Origin of the sequence: Aerococcus sp. 1KP-2016, assembly GCF_002252085.1 — a bacterium.
GTDB lineage: Bacteria > Bacillota > Bacilli > Lactobacillales > Aerococcaceae > Aerococcus.
Genome location: NZ_NEEY01000014.1, coordinates 20,540 through 37,541, shown reverse-complemented (window position 1 = coordinate 37,541; position 17,002 = coordinate 20,540). Strand labels below are relative to the sequence as shown.

11 protein-coding genes and 1 pseudogene are annotated in these 17,002 nt (G+C 41.9%); 1 reads left to right on the top strand and 11 read right to left on the bottom strand.

Annotated elements, in window-relative coordinates; genetic code table 11:
- Window positions 1-591: 591 nt before the first annotated feature.
- The 11 genes and pseudogenes from B9P78_RS04365 to B9P78_RS04310 form a co-directional block, all read right to left on the bottom strand.
- Entirely contained in the window at window positions 592-1,275 is a 684-nt protein-coding gene (locus B9P78_RS04365) for a YcjF family protein (RefSeq protein ID WP_094518310.1), read from the bottom strand.
- A gap of 723 nt (window positions 1,276-1,998) precedes the next feature.
- The gene (gene ftsY, locus B9P78_RS04360; RefSeq protein ID WP_094518307.1) at window positions 1,999-3,036 is read right to left on the bottom strand and encodes a signal recognition particle-docking protein FtsY; all 1,038 of its coding nucleotides are present in this window, start codon (window positions 3,034-3,036) and stop codon (window positions 1,999-2,001) included.
- Window positions 3,037-3,271: 235 nt separating this feature from the next.
- Window positions 3,272-4,096: a Cof-type HAD-IIB family hydrolase gene (locus tag B9P78_RS04355; protein WP_094518306.1), complete on the bottom strand. Its 825-nt coding sequence runs from the start codon at window positions 4,094-4,096 to the stop codon at window positions 3,272-3,274.
- A 94-nt stretch (window positions 4,097-4,190) separates the two neighbouring features.
- The gene (gene smc, locus B9P78_RS04350; protein WP_094518305.1) at window positions 4,191-7,766 is read right to left on the bottom strand and encodes a chromosome segregation protein SMC; all 3,576 of its coding nucleotides are present in this window, start codon (window positions 7,764-7,766) and stop codon (window positions 4,191-4,193) included.
- A gap of 565 nt (window positions 7,767-8,331) precedes the next feature.
- Window positions 8,332-9,027, bottom strand: coding sequence for a ribonuclease III (rnc, locus tag B9P78_RS04340; RefSeq protein ID WP_094518303.1), 696 nt, complete (start codon window positions 9,025-9,027; stop codon window positions 8,332-8,334).
- Window positions 9,028-9,364: 337 nt separating this feature from the next.
- Complete coding sequence (gene acpP / locus B9P78_RS04335; protein WP_094518302.1) at window positions 9,365-9,604, bottom strand: acyl carrier protein; 240 nt, start codon at window positions 9,602-9,604, stop codon at window positions 9,365-9,367.
- A 150-nt stretch (window positions 9,605-9,754) separates the two neighbouring features.
- Window positions 9,755-10,791 (bottom strand): annotated as a pseudogene (gene plsX, locus B9P78_RS04330) (phosphate acyltransferase PlsX).
- Between the two features lie 118 nt (window positions 10,792-10,909).
- Window positions 10,910-12,961: an ATP-dependent DNA helicase RecG gene (recG, locus tag B9P78_RS04325; protein ID WP_094518301.1), complete on the bottom strand. Its 2,052-nt coding sequence runs from the start codon at window positions 12,959-12,961 to the stop codon at window positions 10,910-10,912.
- 114 nt (window positions 12,962-13,075) lie between these two features.
- On the bottom strand, window positions 13,076-14,092 hold the full coding sequence (locus tag B9P78_RS04320; RefSeq protein ID WP_094518300.1) for an MsnO8 family LLM class oxidoreductase: 1,017 nt from the start codon (window positions 14,090-14,092) through the stop codon (window positions 13,076-13,078).
- Window positions 14,093-14,744: 652 nt separating this feature from the next.
- Window positions 14,745-15,323, bottom strand: coding sequence for an N-acetylmuramoyl-L-alanine amidase (locus tag B9P78_RS04315; protein ID WP_094518299.1), 579 nt, complete (start codon window positions 15,321-15,323; stop codon window positions 14,745-14,747).
- Between the two features lie 8 nt (window positions 15,324-15,331).
- Window positions 15,332-15,871 carry a sigma-70 family RNA polymerase sigma factor gene (locus B9P78_RS04310; RefSeq protein ID WP_094518298.1) on the bottom strand — a complete coding sequence of 180 codons (540 nt, stop codon included), beginning with the start codon at window positions 15,869-15,871 and terminating at the stop codon, window positions 15,332-15,334.
- Between the two features lie 296 nt (window positions 15,872-16,167).
- On the opposite strand from B9P78_RS04310, the gene B9P78_RS04305 reads away from it, so the two are divergent.
- The gene (locus B9P78_RS04305) at window positions 16,168-16,995 is read left to right on the top strand and encodes a hypothetical protein (RefSeq protein ID WP_094518297.1); all 828 of its coding nucleotides are present in this window, start codon (window positions 16,168-16,170) and stop codon (window positions 16,993-16,995) included.
- Window positions 16,996-17,002 lie beyond the last annotated feature (7 nt).

Below are 17,002 nucleotides of genomic sequence, written 5' to 3'. Positions count from 1 at the left end.
CGTCCTTACAGTGTACGTTCCTTATGAGCCGTGGGACCATTGAAAGCCAAGGTCTTTCAATTTGAAATCGAGCCAAGGTCTCGATTTCATCCTCTTTCACGGCTAAGGAACTACACTTTCAGTCCTTAAACCTGTTCCCATGATATATTTCAATCAAAATTTATAAGAATTTTTTCAAAGTAAAAGGCGTACACAAGTCTTTCCATTTTAGGTGGTCCGCTACCATAAGCATGCCCACAAATGGATGTTAAAAAAATTTTAAATCGTTGTGTTTAACTTATTTGATGATATAAATGAATTCTTTTCAAATTTCTTAATTTCTAAGATGAAATAAGAGAATCTTTAGCTAAGCTTTTCATTTATTTGAGTCGATAAGTGACACATTTTGAATGCTTTCATCTATTTACTTATATTCGTTAATTGTCCAAAATATTTTTTCATGTATTATCCTAAATAAATGAATCCGACTTGAAACATATTAGGAATACAAAAAGACGCTGGGATTTTTTTCCAATCTTCGCTCATTCACTCAAAGCCAACAAAAAAAAGAGGAAATGAAATTATCGAAAAACTTCATTTCCCCTTTTTTATTTAACCTTTATTTTTCTTGTTGGACGCTTGAATTGTTTTATATAGCGAATTGAATTGACCTTTGAAAGTTAAGACATTATCAAAAATATCTTCGCCTTCGTTGAGCATTTTCACCGTAACCCAACCTAGCGTAGCTGTAATGCCACTAGCGACTACACCATTAATAGCAGCACCAGCAAGTGTCCCAACACCAGGAATAAATTTGATTAGATTCCCCACAATGCTACGACCAAAACCAACCACAACTAGTTCCTTAGAAATCGTCCAACCAATTGATTCAGACCATGAGCGGCCAAATAATTTATGTAGACGACTCATCATAACAGTTTGCACTGGTACCAATAAAATAGCATCTGAAAACGGAATTGGCGAAAGGCCGATAATCGCCGCAGTCAACGTCGCTGCATGGATAGTGGTATAGGACTTCTTACGTACCTCAGGATCCACACCTACTAAAAATTCATCAAAAATTCCTTCGTAGCGTTCCTTGCTAGTACCAAGCACCTTCTCAGCTTGTGCCTTCGTTTGGTCCAAAGCGCCCAAAATCACACCCGCACTTTTCACAGGCATCTTCTTCAACACTTCATCGAAAAATGCGTGAAATTCTTTGTCATCCGCTGCTTCTGTTCCATTATCTTCAGCCTCTGCCTCAAGCACCACATGTGTCCCCGGCACATCTTGCATAACAGCCTCGTCCTCCACAACTTGCGCTTGTTGCCCTTCATCCTCTGGTGTTGTCACCGTTTCATCCTCAACTAATGATGCTTTCTTAAGCTCATCTTCATTTAATTCAGTCATAAAGCTCATCCTCCTCAATATTTGCGCCACACATACCGTTGGCGCCTATAAACACATTCTTTATCCTAAATAGTATATCAACACTTGGCATCATGCAATTATATATATAACATCATTTAAAAATTTTCTTGATGTGAAAAGTAGGCTACAGATTAAATAAGGCAAATTAGCTTATAGAGTACCCAGCTGTTAAAACGAAAATGTCACATTGTCGGGAAGATAGTAGCATATTTTCAATGATACTAGCCCACAATACGCCTACAGCAATTGATCAAGCCACTATTGTTGAAAGATGATGAGGCTTGTGCCAAGCCTCTACCGATTATCAATACCTCACGACTAAACCTTAAATGCCTATTATTGGATGCCCCTGTGCTTGTATATGATTTGCCATATTTTTACTAAATGAGATTTTATTCAAGACGGGTACTCGTTTTTGTCTCGAATGGCATCCTATTCGGGACAAGTTATTTGGATTTTATCGAATGAATTCTTATTCGAGATGATTTCGCATTTTTGTCTCGAATGGCATCCCATATGGGAATCACCCCTCCGTCCAACAAAAAAGGCTGGAACCAAAAGTCCCAACCCATTTTTACAAAGATAGCATTAACTATGTACTTCAACTACGTCTTTGATTAATTGGTAGATGAATTTCTCTGCATCGAAAACTTGTAAGTCATCCAATTGTTCACCCAAACCGATGAATTTAACAGGAATATCCATTTCGTAGCGAATGGCGAAAATCACGCCACCCTTAGCGGTACCATCCAATTTGGTCAAGACAATCCCATCGATATCAACTGTTTTGTCGAATTCTTTGGCTTGTACAAGCGCATTTTGTCCAGTAGTTGCATCCAAGACCAACAATGTTTCATGCGGTGCGCCTGGAATTTCACGTGTTAAAATACGTTTCATCTTGTCCAATTCATTCATCAAGTTGACTTTATTTTGTAAACGTCCGGCTGTATCCACCAAGACATAGTCATAGTTTCCCTCACGCGCTTCTTTGGCTGCATCAAAGGCAACAGACGCTGGGTCGCCGTGGGCTTTACCAGTAATAATCGGCACATCTACTCGGCGTGCCCATTCTTCTAATTGTTCAATGGCACCGGCACGGAAAGTATCACCGGCAGCAAGCAAGACTTTATGGCCTTGTTGTTTCAATTGGTAAGCCATTTTCCCAATGGTAGTTGTTTTCCCAACACCATTCACCCCAACAAATAGCATCACTGTTGGGCCATCTGGATTTTCGTTGATAGCGACACTTGGTTCGCCACCCTTATCATAGATTTCCACCATCTTTTCGATGATGACATTCTTCACTTGTTCACCTGAACTAGCCCCGCGGAGTAAAACCTCCTCGCGAACGGCATCAGATAGTGCCAATGTCATATCAAAGCCGACATCAGAAGAAATAAAAGCTTCCTCTAAATCATCAAAAAATTCATCATCCACTTGGCGGAAACCAGCGAACAATTCATTAATGCGGTCTGAAAATGAACGACGTGTCTTTTCAACACCCTTATCATATTTTTCAAATACAATCTGGTCTTGGCTAGGTTCTGCTGACTCAGATTTTCGTTGCTCTTCAACAACTGGATCTTCCCCGGTGAAGGCTCTCTTAATACGATCAAATAATCCCATCGAGCACACTCCCTCTATTCTTATTTTCTAGTATCATATCATATCTAACACTTGGTGTCCGCTCTCACTGTGAAAACGGCAGCACCGTTATAGAACGGTTCTTGTCACACTCTATTAAAATGTGCTCCTAGAACCAACCCTCTGCCCACTTCAGATGAGCTTGTGCTGACTACGTCATCACGGGCGCTAATCTTCCACTGGTTGAGGGCTGAACGGTTCTCGTCACACTCTAATTTTAATTTTCGTCTTCTTGGTAAAATACAAAATGGTCAATTGCTTTTGCTACGCCATCTTCTTCGTTACTTGACGTGATGTAGTCAGCGTATTGTTTGATATCCGGACGGCCATTTTCCATGACAACGGCTGTTCCCGCCCATTTTAACATGGCCAAATCATTTTCTTCGTCACCAATAACCATCACTTGATCAGCAGTTAATTCCAATACTTGGGCCAAATGGGATACCCCAACACCCTTATCCACACCCTTAGGCATGATTTCCAATTGGTATGGATGACTACGCATCACTTCAAAATCTTCGAATACCCATTCAGGTAATTTAGTCATTGCGCTCTCTAAATGCGCAATTTCCGTATTGATCACGACTTTAAAAATCGCTGTTTCAGGATCCAAATTCGTCATGTCAAACTGTTTAAATGGCAAGAAATTCATGGTTTCTTGATAAGTCCCAGGAAAATCTTCAGGGAATGGGAATTGGTAAACCGCATCGATTAAGACCGCTTCAAGTGGTAAATCAACCGCAAGCATCGCCTCATACAAACATTGCGCTTGACCCATTGACATCGTCACTTGGCTCACAACTTCGCGAGATTCATTCTTTAACACCAAACCACCATTATAAGTAATGGAATAGTGGTCGGACGAATTTGTGCCTAAAGTATCCAAAATATGTTGAATCGCTTCTAACGGACGACCTGTACAAATCGCCACATCCACACCATTTTGAATCGCCTTATGAATCATATCAATATTAGCTGGGCTAATCGTTTTATCCTTACTCAATAACGTACCATCTAAATCAATTGCAATTAACTCAATCATAATTCCCTCATACTTCCCTATTTTCATTTTCGTATTCTTTGCTTACGTCTATTGTCCCATATCTTCATGGGAAAAGGGGCATGATTTGCCTAAACTAAGCCTTTTCTAATGCTTTCTCATCGAAATCTTCTAATCGCACAGCCGCCAACTTGGATACACCAGATTCCTGCATCGTCACACCATACAAGATATTGGCTGCTTCCATTGTCCCCTTACGATGCGTAATCACGATAAATTGCGTCTTATCCGCAAATTCACGTAAGAAGCGTCCATAACGTGCCACATTGGCCTCATCTAAGGCTGCTTCCACCTCATCCAAAATCGAGAACGGTACGGTTTTTACATCCAAAATCGCAAACAACAAGGCAATCGCAGTCAAGGCTTTCTCTCCACCAGATAATAAGGAAAGATGTTGCAATCTCTTTCCAGGTGGTTGGGCCTCAATCTCAATCCCAGATGCCAGCAAGTCAGTCGGATCCGTCAAGGTCAAGCTCGCACGACCGCCACCAAATAATTTAGGGAAAATCTCTTCAAAGGAATCACGAATTGCAATAAAGGCTTGTTCAAAGCGCTCTGAAACCTCTGCATCCATTTCTTCAATCGATTGATACAGTTTTTCTTTGGCTGCTAAGACATCGTCACGTTGTTTCTGCATGAAGACAAAACGCTCGTTAACTTCTTCAAATTCCTCGATTGCCGCCAGGTTAACCGGTCCGATATGTTCAATTTCTTTCTTCAATTCACGCACTTTTAAGGATGCTGTTTCCATAGACATGGTTAATTCAGATTGGGCACGTGCCCGTTCAAACGTCAGACCATATTCTTCACGTAAATGTGTCAAGTGATTATCGATTGAAACCTCATAGCGTGAAATCGTTGCTTCTACTTTGGCTTGTTTTTCAAGTAAGGATTGCAAGTGACTGTTCATTTCTTTGACTTCTTTATCTAGTCCGTCCGCCTTATTTTGGGCGTTGTTGCGGCCTTTTTTCAAGTTCGTCAATTGCGCTTCACAGTCTTTTTGCGCTTTCACAGCTGCTTGGTAATCTGCTTCCAAACTATTAGAAGTCTCAGAATTAGATAAGATAGCCTCCGCCATCAGTTTCAAATCAGCTTCGAATTTCGCTACCTGATCTTGTTTAGCAGCCAAGTCGGCTTGACGTCGTGTCAAATCTTGGCTAACTTGATCAAATTGCGATTGCAGGACAGCCAATGCTGTTTCAGCTACTTGTAAATCACTTTGTAGTTGGTCGCGTTTGGCTGCTTTTTCATTTGCTGACAAGCTCATGTCATCGATGGTCGTCTTCAATTGCAAGACTTGTCCGTCGATCTGGTCTAAATCAGTTTGTAATTTGGCCAACTCTTTTTCATGAGATGCTTTGACTTTTGCTAAAAGCGCCTCTGCACCTTGACCGGCCGCTAAGCTGTTTTCCAGGTCAGTAATTTGCTCATTCAAGCGGTCCATTTCGGTAACCAAGGTGCGCTCAGTAAAGCGTGCTTCGTCGCCTTGTGTTTTAATGGTTGCCAAATCAGCTTCTAACGCTTCTGCCTTAGTCCGGTCAGCCGTCATTTTCGCCTGATAATCTTCAACCGTCTTGGTCAAATTAGCAATTTCTTTATTTAAGCGGTCGATATCTGTTTTTCGAGATAACAACCCATTATTATTTTGATGTTTGGTTGCCCCACCAGTCATGGAACCCCCGGCATTGATGACATCTGACTCCAGGGTCACAATGCGGTAACGACTATATAGGGTTTTAGAGATTGCCCGAGCGTGGTCCAAATGATCGGCCACAATCACGTGCCCCATCAAATTTTGCATGATTTGACGGTATTGGTCATCGAAGGCCACTAAATCAGACATTACCCCAATAAAACCAGGCATGCCTTGAATCTTAGCGAGATCGCCAGCTGCTACTGAACGCCCTTTAATGACATTCAAGGGTAGGAAGGTTGCTCGACCAGCGCGTTGACGTTTCAATTCGCCAATTAACTGACTCGCCACTAGCCCATCTTCTGTCACAATATTTTGCATGGCTCCAGCCAAAGCCGTTTCAACCGCACCGGTATAGGCATCCGGCACCCGCAATAATTGCGCAACGGCCCCATGGACACCTGGAATTTTCTTACCGAGATCAAGGGCTACCTTTACACCTTGGTAGAAACCAGCGTGATCGCGTTCTAAGTCTTCTAATGAATCCTTGCGCGCACTCGCTTGCATCAAAGCCTGATTGGCTTGATTCATCGTTTGATTGGCTTGGTAAGCTGCATCTTGACTAGCTTTCACAGCAGCCTGTTGTTCTTTATAGGATGCTAATAAACCTTCAATTTTTGTCGCCAAAGCCTCTTTGTTGGCTGCTAGTTGCGTCAATTGCGCACGATAATCCGCTAATTTTTGGGTCATTAGCGTGCGGTCAGCTTGGTCTTTTTCGGCGTTTGCCGCTTCATTGGCCATATCTTTTTCAAGTTGGGCCATTTCGTTTTGTAAGGCTGATTGTGCTTGTAGGGCCTCAATATAGGCCGTACGGCGGGCTTGGATCTTGTCTGGCGCCGCATCTTGGGCAAAATCTTTATACGCTGTCAGCAAATCATCACGGTCCGTTGTCTTCACAGCCATATCTTTACGCATATCTGTTTGTTTGGCAGTCAGTTGGATAATCTCCTGCTGCAAAGCTTTAACAGATGCCTTTAAGTCGTCCAAAGTCGACGCTTGGTTGGCATGATTCGACTCTTTAAAGAGAATTTCTTGATGGTGGACTTGAATTTTGGCTTGGACTTGCTCAGCCTTTTTCACCAAATCTACATACTGCTCTTGCAATAAATTGACTTGGTCGTCCATATCATTCGCTTCCGCGCGCCATTTCGTTAAGGCTTCTTGCGTTTCAGTCAGGGTCTGACGGCGCCCTGCGATATCCTTAGCATATGATGCCAGGTCATTCTTGGCCACCTGCCACTGTTCATTTAAGGTTTCAATCTGAACCGCAGTTAAGGCAATCTCGATTTCAGACAACTCAGCCTTAGACTCCTTGTAATGAATAGCTTTGTTCTTTTGTTCTTCTAAAGGCTCAATTCGATCAGCAATTTCCGACAAAATATCGTAAATACGATGCAAATTTTCCTCAGTATGATTTAACTTCCGCTCCGCCTCGTGCTTACGAGATTTATATTTCATAACCCCGGCAGCTTCCTCAAAAATCCCGCGACGGTCCTCCGCCTTCTGCGTGAAAATCTGTTCCACCTTACCTTGCGAAATAATGGAAAAAGAATCCCGGCCAATACCCGTATCCATCATCAATTCAGTGATGTCACGCAAACGGCATGGACGGCGATTAATCATATATTCCGAATCCCCGGCAGCTGTATAACGGCGCGTCAAAGACAACTCATCCGCATCAAAATCCAGCGCACGATCCTTATTATCAAACGTCAACGTCACTTGGGCATACTGGGCCTTGCGACGGTCAATCGCCCCCGCAAAAATAATATCGGACATCTTGGCACCACGTAGCGACTTGGCAGATTGCTCCCCCAAAACCCACTTAATGGCCTCCGTAATGTTCGACTTCCCCGATCCATTCGGTCCAACAATAGCCGTAAACCCATTGTCAAATTCAATTGTCGTCTTGTCAGCAAAACTCTTAAAGCCGACTATTTCAACTGTCTTAAGGTACACAGGCTAATTCCTTTCTACTCATCATCTTCTTTTGTTCTTTTGAAAAATATCATGCATCATCTACGCCGCATCACTTCATATATCAGTCACCTTGATCAAGGGAATAAGCTTCTTCCCCCACCAACTCCTGGTGGCACATGTGTTCCCAGGGGCGGTTTTTGAAAATTGTCCTTATCCAATTCTAAAAAGGTCGATAAAAGGTACTATTTCATGAAAAAGTACCTACAACTCAGATAAAGGGAAACTATTTATGGATATAGTTTCCTTTCCTAAAAATAGCGGTACTATTGATTGAAATTGTTTCGTTTCTAGAAAATTAGTGATTCTATTTGTCAAAATAGTACCCTTTTTCAAGGCAAAACGAAACAATTTACCAAAATAAATACCAAGCGGTTGAAAAAAAATGTATCTTTTTTCATACATACCAAAACGCCACATGTCGCACGCTATTTAAACGTGTTCCATGTGGCAACCCACTACCCGCTTCAGAAGATCTTGCACCACACTGCGTGCGGTACTGCACTCCTCTTCCACCGGTTGTGGGCTTAACGCCACATGTCGCACGCTATTTTTTTAACATTTCTAATGCGTTGGCAGCAGCTGCTTGTTCAGCCGATTTCTTAGAATGACCAACACCACGGCCGATGATTTCATCGTATAGACGAACAGCGACTTCAAAGCGTTTTTCGTGGGCAGGTCCTTCTTCTTTAATCAATTCATAAGCTAATTGAATTGCACCATCTTTTTGTAATTCTTCTTGAAGGGCTGTCTTCGCATCACTTTGACGCATAAACTCGCCATTCTTGATCTTAGGATAAATGGTTAGACTCATAAAATGTTCTATCGCATCTAACCCAAGATCAAGATAAATCGCACCTAGAACAGATTCAAATAAATCACACAATAATGATGGACGCTTACGACCATTGCTGGCTTCTTCACCGTTACCAAGACGAACAAATTGGTCAAAACCGCATTCAACCGCACGTTTAGATAAAGATTCTTCACGGACAATCAATGCTCGTAATGAAGACATTTTCCCTTCATCCATCTCAGGATAATTACGGTACAAGTAGTTTGAAACCACTAATTCAAGGACAGCATCGCCTAAGAACTCGATACGTTCATTGTCTTTTAAGTCTAAATTCCGATTTTCATTTACAAATGAAGAATGGGTAAAAGCTTCGATATAATGTGTTTCATCTTGCATATGTAAATCAAAATTTGTCGCTAAAAGTTCTTTCACACCTGTTAAATCCATTTTTATTTCCTCCTTTTTCTACTTACTTCTTATAATAAAATATAGCCTGGGACAACAGCGGTTCCAGGCCTATCAGTACTTCTGTCGCACTCTGTTAAAATGTGTTCCTAGAACCATCCCTCTGCCCACTTCAGATTAGCTGGCGATGACTATCGTCATCTCGGGCGCTATTCTTCCACTGGTTGAGGGCTGAACGGTGCTAGTCACACTCTGTTAAAATGTGTTCCAAAGGTGAGCTTTGGACTGCGTTTCAGAAAAATTCATCAATCCCAAAGTGCGGGCTTACTGTTCATTTTCTTCCAACGTTCCAAAGCTGAACCACTTTTGTCACACGCTGTTATTTATGGCTATCGATATATTTGACGATGTCCGCTACTGTTGTAATATCTTCTACGTCATCATCAGAAATTTGGATACCAAAGTTATCTTCTAACTCCATTACCAATTCGACAACGTCTAAAGAATCTGCGCCTAAATCAGTTGTGAATGACATTTCTGGTGTTACGCTTGATTCTTCAACACCAAAACGTTCTACGATTAATGTTGCTACTTGTTCAAAAGTTGTTCCCTCTGCCATGAAAATCCTCCTAAAAATCTACTTTTAATCACCCTCATATTATACACGTATTGATTGCATAAATTAAAGGGGTTAGCTATTTTATTGTATATACAAATCAATTGATCTTATGCAATGTATTTTAAGCAAAAATGACCATCTTTCTAACCACTAAGCTTTAGCGTCTGCTTTGGCTTTCGCTAAGGCTGCTTCTGCTTCAAAAGCACCTGCTAATTCATCGATTACACCAGCATCTACAATCGTTTTCGCTTGTAAAATTGTATGATAAACGCTTGTTGCATTTGAAGAACCGTGTGCTTTCAATACAGGTGCTTTCACACCAAATAAAATCCCACCACCAGCTTGGTCTAAATCTAATTGATTGACCATATCTTTCAAGGTGTTCTTCAATAGCAAACCGCCAACTTTAGACGTCACGCCACCATTCATAATAGAAGACTTGATCAATTTCATTAATGAACCGGCTGTACCTTCAATAGATTCAAGACGGCATTACCCGTAAAGCCGTCCGCAACCACGATATCCGCAGCCCCGTTCAAGATTTCACGCGCTTCTACATTCCCCACAAAGTTGATGCGGTCATTAACCTTCAATAAAACGTGCGCTTCCTTACTTAAATCATTACCCTTGTTTTCTTCCGTCCCATTGTTCAATAAACCAACAGTTGGGTTCGCTTTTTTCAAGACAGCACGCGCATACGCACTTGCCATCACAGCATATTGATTTAAATATGAAGCTTTCGATTCCGCATTGGCACCACAGTCAATTAGTAGTACATGGTCTCCCATCGTCTTCAAATTCGGCAAAGCAGCCATCAAAGCAGGACGTTCCACACCCTTCATCCGGCCAACAACCAGTAACCCAGACGTTAGCAAAGCACCCGTATTACCGGCAGAAATCAACGCATCCGCTTCGCCATTACGAACGGCACGCGCAGCCATCACCATAGACGAATCACGTTTCGAGCGAACAGCCTTCACAGGATCATCCTCGGACAAAATCTTATCCGGTGCATGCACGATTTCCACATTCTCAGGCGTCGGTCCTTCAATTACGGCCTTAATCGCATCCTCGTCACCATACAACACAATCGTTACATCCTTACGCGCCTCAGCAGCTTGCAAACTACCCAAGACGATTTCTTTAGGGGCATTGTCGCCACCCATAGCATCTACCGCGATTCTCATCTCTACGCCACAGTCTCCTTTTATCATTCATTTTCTTCATTATACCATATCCCATACCAAATCCTTGACCCCTCGCCCTATGAAAAGGACGACTGGAACCTAAGACAAGTTGCCACCATTAGGCATGAATATTGCCCATCTGATCAGCCAACCAATCAACTAGATTAGGGTACTGGATTTGATTACCTTCAAAATACGGCAGGAAGTGCATCGCATCTTCGCGAGCAAGTTCTAAAATCACACCATCTTCAACTGGATCAGCCACCTTAAATTCAGGTAAGCCCGATTGTCGTGTACCAAAGTAATCCCCGGCACCGCGCAATTCAAGGTCTTGTTGGCTCAAATAGAAACCATCCGTTGACGCCACCATAATCTGCATCCGCTTCTTGCCGTTATCAGTTCGAGGGTCTGCAACCAAGACACAATAAGATGCATATTGGCCACGGCCAACCCGTCCCCGCAATTGGTGTAATTGCGCTAAACCAAATCGGTCTGCATCCAAAATCACCATAAAGGTCGCGTTGGGTACGTTCACCCCAACCTCGATAACGGTTGTCGATACTAAAATTTGAATGTCGTTATTTTTGTAGGCGGCCATTACACTGTCCTTCTCATCCGCAGACATTTGCCCGTGTAGTAAACCAACGTTGAACTGGCTACCAAATTGTGCCTCGTACGTTTCATAGATGGCTTCCGCATTTTTCGCTTCAAGGGCTTCAGACTCGCCAATTAAGGGACAGATAATATACACTTGCCGGCCATTTCGGACCTCGCGCCACATGAGCTGATCGACTTGGTCTTGCTTATTATGACGGACCCAAGATGTTTCAATCGGAATCCGACCCTTAGGCATTTCCTTCAATTTGGATACGTCCATATCGCCCATAATCGTGATTTCAAGCGTACGCGGAATCGGTGTTGCCGTCATATATAGGACATTTGGCGCTGCGTGTTCACCCTTAGCCACCAATTTAGACCGCTGATTAACACCAAAACGATGCTGCTCATCGATGACGACTAGACCTAAATCAGCGAATAAGACGTCATCTTGAATTAAGGCGTGCGTCCCAATTAAGAGGTCAATATCGCCGTTAATTAAATCAGCAAGCATTTCCCGGCGCGCCTTGGTTTTAGTCGACCCTGTTAGGAGCGCCACGCGATATGGTGTGCCCTCGAAGAACTCGGAAATAGATTTGTAATGCTGTTCTGCCAGGATTTCTGTGGGCACCATCAAGGCACCTTGGAAGCCCGCATCAATCGCAGCCACAAAACAAATCATGGCGACAACTGTCTTCCCTGAACCAACATCTCCTTGTAAGAGGCGGTTCATCTGGAAGGGTTGGCGTAAATCAGCACATATTTCATTGACGACGGCCTTTTGACCATCCGTTAATTCGAAAGGAATGGTTTGGATGAAATCGCGCAAATGGTGGTTATCGTATAGAATCTGTGCCCCATTGGCAATGCGCCGTTTTTGTAATTTTTGCCATTGTAACTTCATGGCGTATAAGAATAATTCCTGATATTTCAATTGACGCCGTGCTTGACGGTTATCCTCTTCGGTATCTGGAAAATGCATCTGATGGACGGCCCGTTTATGGTCGACCAAGTGATAGCGTTCTTGGAGTTCTTCAGGTAAGACTTCAGGAATCAAGTCCTCATATGCTTCTAGTCCCAGGTGAATTAACTCGGTTAGATACTTCGTTGATAAACCTTGTGTGAGGTGATAAATCGCCTCAAAATCCTTATCCTTGTCGTCCACATGTTGCTGGTTGGAAAAAAGCTTGATACCCACAATTTGTTGCTTGGCTGCTTCATATTTACCATAAACGACGATTTCTTGATTTGCCCCAATATTCTTCTTCAAATAGGGTTGATTGAAGAAAATGACTTGAATCACCTCGTAATCCAAAGCCAGCTTAAAGGTTAAGCGATTGCGGTTTTTACCAAAATATTGGACAACAGGTTCAGTAGCCACAATTCCCTTTACCGATGCCTTGGTATTATCAACCAGTTCACTAGCCGATTTGACAGACACATCTTCATAACGGAAGGGAAAATGATAGAGCAAATCTTCAATTGTTTTAATGCCGACCTTGTCTAGCAATTCAGCCTTCTTACCCCCTACACCCTTGAGTACTGTGACTGGATCATGTAAGCTTCGTGCCATTTTCATCCCTCCTTCGTTGATGATTTCCTCCTATTTTACCGGAAAAACTGGGTGTTTTCATGAGACAAAGAAAAAGCCGGAATATGCTTCCGTGCTTTTCGCTGCAACTTATTTTTAACCGTTGATATTTACTTCGCTCAAAATTTCAATCAGAGCACGACGATTAGCGAAACCAGATAACTGGTTGGCAATCAAGAAGCCATCCGTATTCGTCAATTCTTTTAAGCGACGCAATTGCATTTCAACTTGTTTTGGTGTGCCATACACTTTACGGCCTGCATGGCGATCTTCTTCAATCACTTCACTATGCATCGTAATGAAGTCGCGCGCCTCACCCACATCCATCAATTCTAGATAGGCACGTTTATCATTCAAAAAGGCGTCAATCCAGTCATTTAAAGCGTAGTTTAAAGGCTCTTTCAAGTTGCGTTTTTTACTCGTAACCGCATATAAAGCGATTTGAACGGCTGGTTCCTTCAAGCCTTTTGATGGTACAAAGTTTTCCCGGTAAATTTTGATGGTTTCGATACATTCTTCCAAGTCTCCAGAGAAGAATAAACCAAACACCATGCCCAAGCCTTGTTGTGCCACGAATTTGGCATTGCGTCTAGAACCCATCATCGTGAAAAGTGGGACCGTCCCACCAAAATAAGCAGGCATGACACGTAGGCCGTGCATTTCATCGTCCACTGACAAGTCATTATATAACAGACCAGCCAGTTGCGTTAAAGACTTTTCATAGTTAAGACCACGGTTAATTTTCATGCCTAAATGTTCTTGGCGCGTCACTTCTTTTGGCATAGAATGGCCAATCCCAGCTTCTACACGATCAGGATACATTGCTTCTAAAACCATGAAGTTTTCAGCAATTTGATATGGTGTCGAGTTATTCATCACCACAGCACCCGTACCCAATTTAATTTGACTTGTTTCTGCGCCGTAACGTGCCAACAATAATTGTGGTGTACTAGATAAAACGGCCGGCGTGGAATGATGTTCAGTCAGCCAATACCGGTCAAACCCCTTTTCATCAGCAAGTTTGGCCAATGCAATTGATTGCTCAAAAGACTCCAACACTGATGTATTTTTGTCGCGAGGGACAAAATCTAAAATACCGATACCTAAACCCATTTTGTGACTCCTTCATTCGTTGTAATATTTCATATTTTACCACAACTTCACCAACTACACCTAGTCTTCACCCATTATTTACCTAATTTTGATAATGATGTATTTCACAAACTATGAACGGTTAAATACATCTGAAAGTCTCATTTGACATGCGATTGACCTTGGCCATCGCACTTCACCAATATGAATAGGTTCCTCGCTAACCTGTAATATAGGACCTATTTGTATGAATAGGTTCCGTTTTGTTGCATCTAATCGCTGTGGTTGGCCTATTTTTGCAAGATTGTATTTATCCGGATTAAAATAGATGAAAACTGGAAACCTAAACTGCTTTTGAGTGTATTTATGAGAAAAAATGAAACGCAAAACACCCTGAACGTTCCTTTTTTAAAAATAAAGAACGTTCAGCCCCTTGTGTGACGCAAAATTGCTCATTTTTGAAACCAAAACCCTCTGAAGTTTTCATTTTTAGGTTATTTAACGATGTAGATATATCATCTTAAACAAAACGGACAAAAAAGAAACTCAAATCCATATAAAATGATTTCAAGTTTCTTGCTTAAATTAAGCTAGCCTCATTAAAAGTCGAAGAGTCCACACAAAAAGCCGCAAGCATCAACTTTTCAATGCTTGCGGCTTTCTAATTAATTAGTTAATTGGTGCAAATACACACCTTGTCGTCAGCAATCACTTTGCCAACGACGGCTTCAATCAAGTGTTTACTAATCAGGTCAAGATTCTCCAGGTAATAGCCCCGGTCGGTCGCTTCAGCCAAGAAAAATAATTCCATTAAACGATAGTTGATTCCCCAATTTCTGGCATTATTCAGATTCAACAGATCATCCCGTTTGGACAGTCCTAGCTCGTTTCGAGTGACCAAGCCAAAATGGTTTTTGATGACCATTATTAAGTTGTCATCAATGGCATCTGGCTGATAGTTGCGGTGGATAATGAGATGGCCGCCCTGTTGCGGTTTGGCCGCCGCGTCCATGTGTATTTCCACAACAATCCAATCAGCATACTTTTTCATATCAGCGGCATGTTGGTACAAATTGTCCATATAAAACGCAATTTTCAGATTAGCTTCGTTTGCCCATCTTTGCAGGTAGGGTTTGAGTTTTCGGACCATGTCGGCTTCGGTAAATTGCCCGCTAATGCACCCGGGATCTCCGTTACCATGGCCAAATGCAATTAAAAGGCCTTTATATTCTTTAAATGTTGTTGATTTCATCTTGTCTCCTAACCCACCAATAAATGGCGAATAGATTGTAGTTTGTCCATCAAATGACGTTTCTTATTGTAAATCGCCTGACGGGAAATCGGGTAAATTTCAAGTAATAACTTGGTCTTCCCCTGACAGTCAATCACTTGGTATAGAAAGTCTAAATCACGATGCTTTAATATTTTCGCCGCCTCTGCTAAGAAATGCTGAATATCAGCTGTTAGCTCAATCGTCGGCCCCTCACCTAAACCATCCTCAAACACCCAGTCATCCGCTGTTGAAAACTCCTGACCACCCAACCGTGTATGCTTGCGCAACTCATCCAAAACCCGCCAAGCCATCACTCGCTTCACATAAGCTACAAACCGGTAACGGTCAGCGTCACTTAGCGGGTCCCCATCAAACTCCTCCGCCGCCTGATATAAAGCAATCTGAGCTAACTGGTATACATCATCATAATAAGACTTATACACATCCACATGATACCGATTCAAGACATGTACAATCACGCCATGATATTGGTCCAACAACTCCGGATACCGATACTGATCAAACATAAACGCAAATTCCTCCCCTAAACGAGCTTAAAGTATCTTTTCATCACCTGCAGGTAACTTAAAATACGTTTAATACTCGGAAAAAGGCAAGCCCGCGCCACGCTGATTGCCTAATATTTTTGATTGCAATTATCACCTAAAAGATAAAAACATTGAATCAAAACGGCTAATTTCCGTCAAATTATTACTTATTTAATATAAATCGATCTATTTTCAAGTCCTAGCAATTATTTGGTTTCATAAAAATAAATACAATGTTATAAATAAGATAACAAAAAGTATAAAGGTGGTAAAACATGCGCATGTATAACAGGAAACTTGAAACAGTCCCAGAAAAATTCAATTGGCAAGACCATCTCAACACAATCATCGAAAAAGCCATCACTGGAAATCCCCGTCACTTCAATCAACTGCTTCAAAACATGTCCCTCCTCTATAATGTGTCGGCATTCAAACTACCTTTTAAGACAATTATTCTTTTCACCGACCAATCCTTTGGCATAAGTCACCTAGACACTATGACACTCTTGAAAGCTTGGCATGACCAATACGCCTTCCCGGCAACTTATTTCAATCAAACACACACGGATATTCTGGATAGTAATAAGCGGTTACCGATTACCCTTGGAAAATTTGCCTTCCAACGCTTTCATGACGAAAAGGAAATCAATCACATCCTGGCCTTGCATAATATCCAAGTCTACTATGCGGACGCCCAGTGTAAGAAGGATACCTGGATTGAAGTAGACGACCACTTCAAATATAGAATCAATCTAAAAAATAAATATTTAAGAGAAAAAATGGGTTTTTACGCCACCTTTCGCCAACAACACTTACGATTCTTTAATCAAATGGCTTTTTATAGTCAGTTCAGCCACTTCGTTCAGCATCAACAATTAAGTGACCCAGCTGAGAATCGTACTTTTGACAATCAACAATTTATGGTCAGCGAGTATGCCTATCAACCCGTTAAAGCATATGTCGACTTTGGCCAGCTAGATAGTATGTACCAACTTTTCGCCAATATTCTCTACTATGTTTTTGGTCAAGAGAAATTAAAGAAAATCGCAGGCAAAAACACACAAAAGAAGATACGCAAAATTCAAAAAGGCATTAAGGAATAGGATCAAA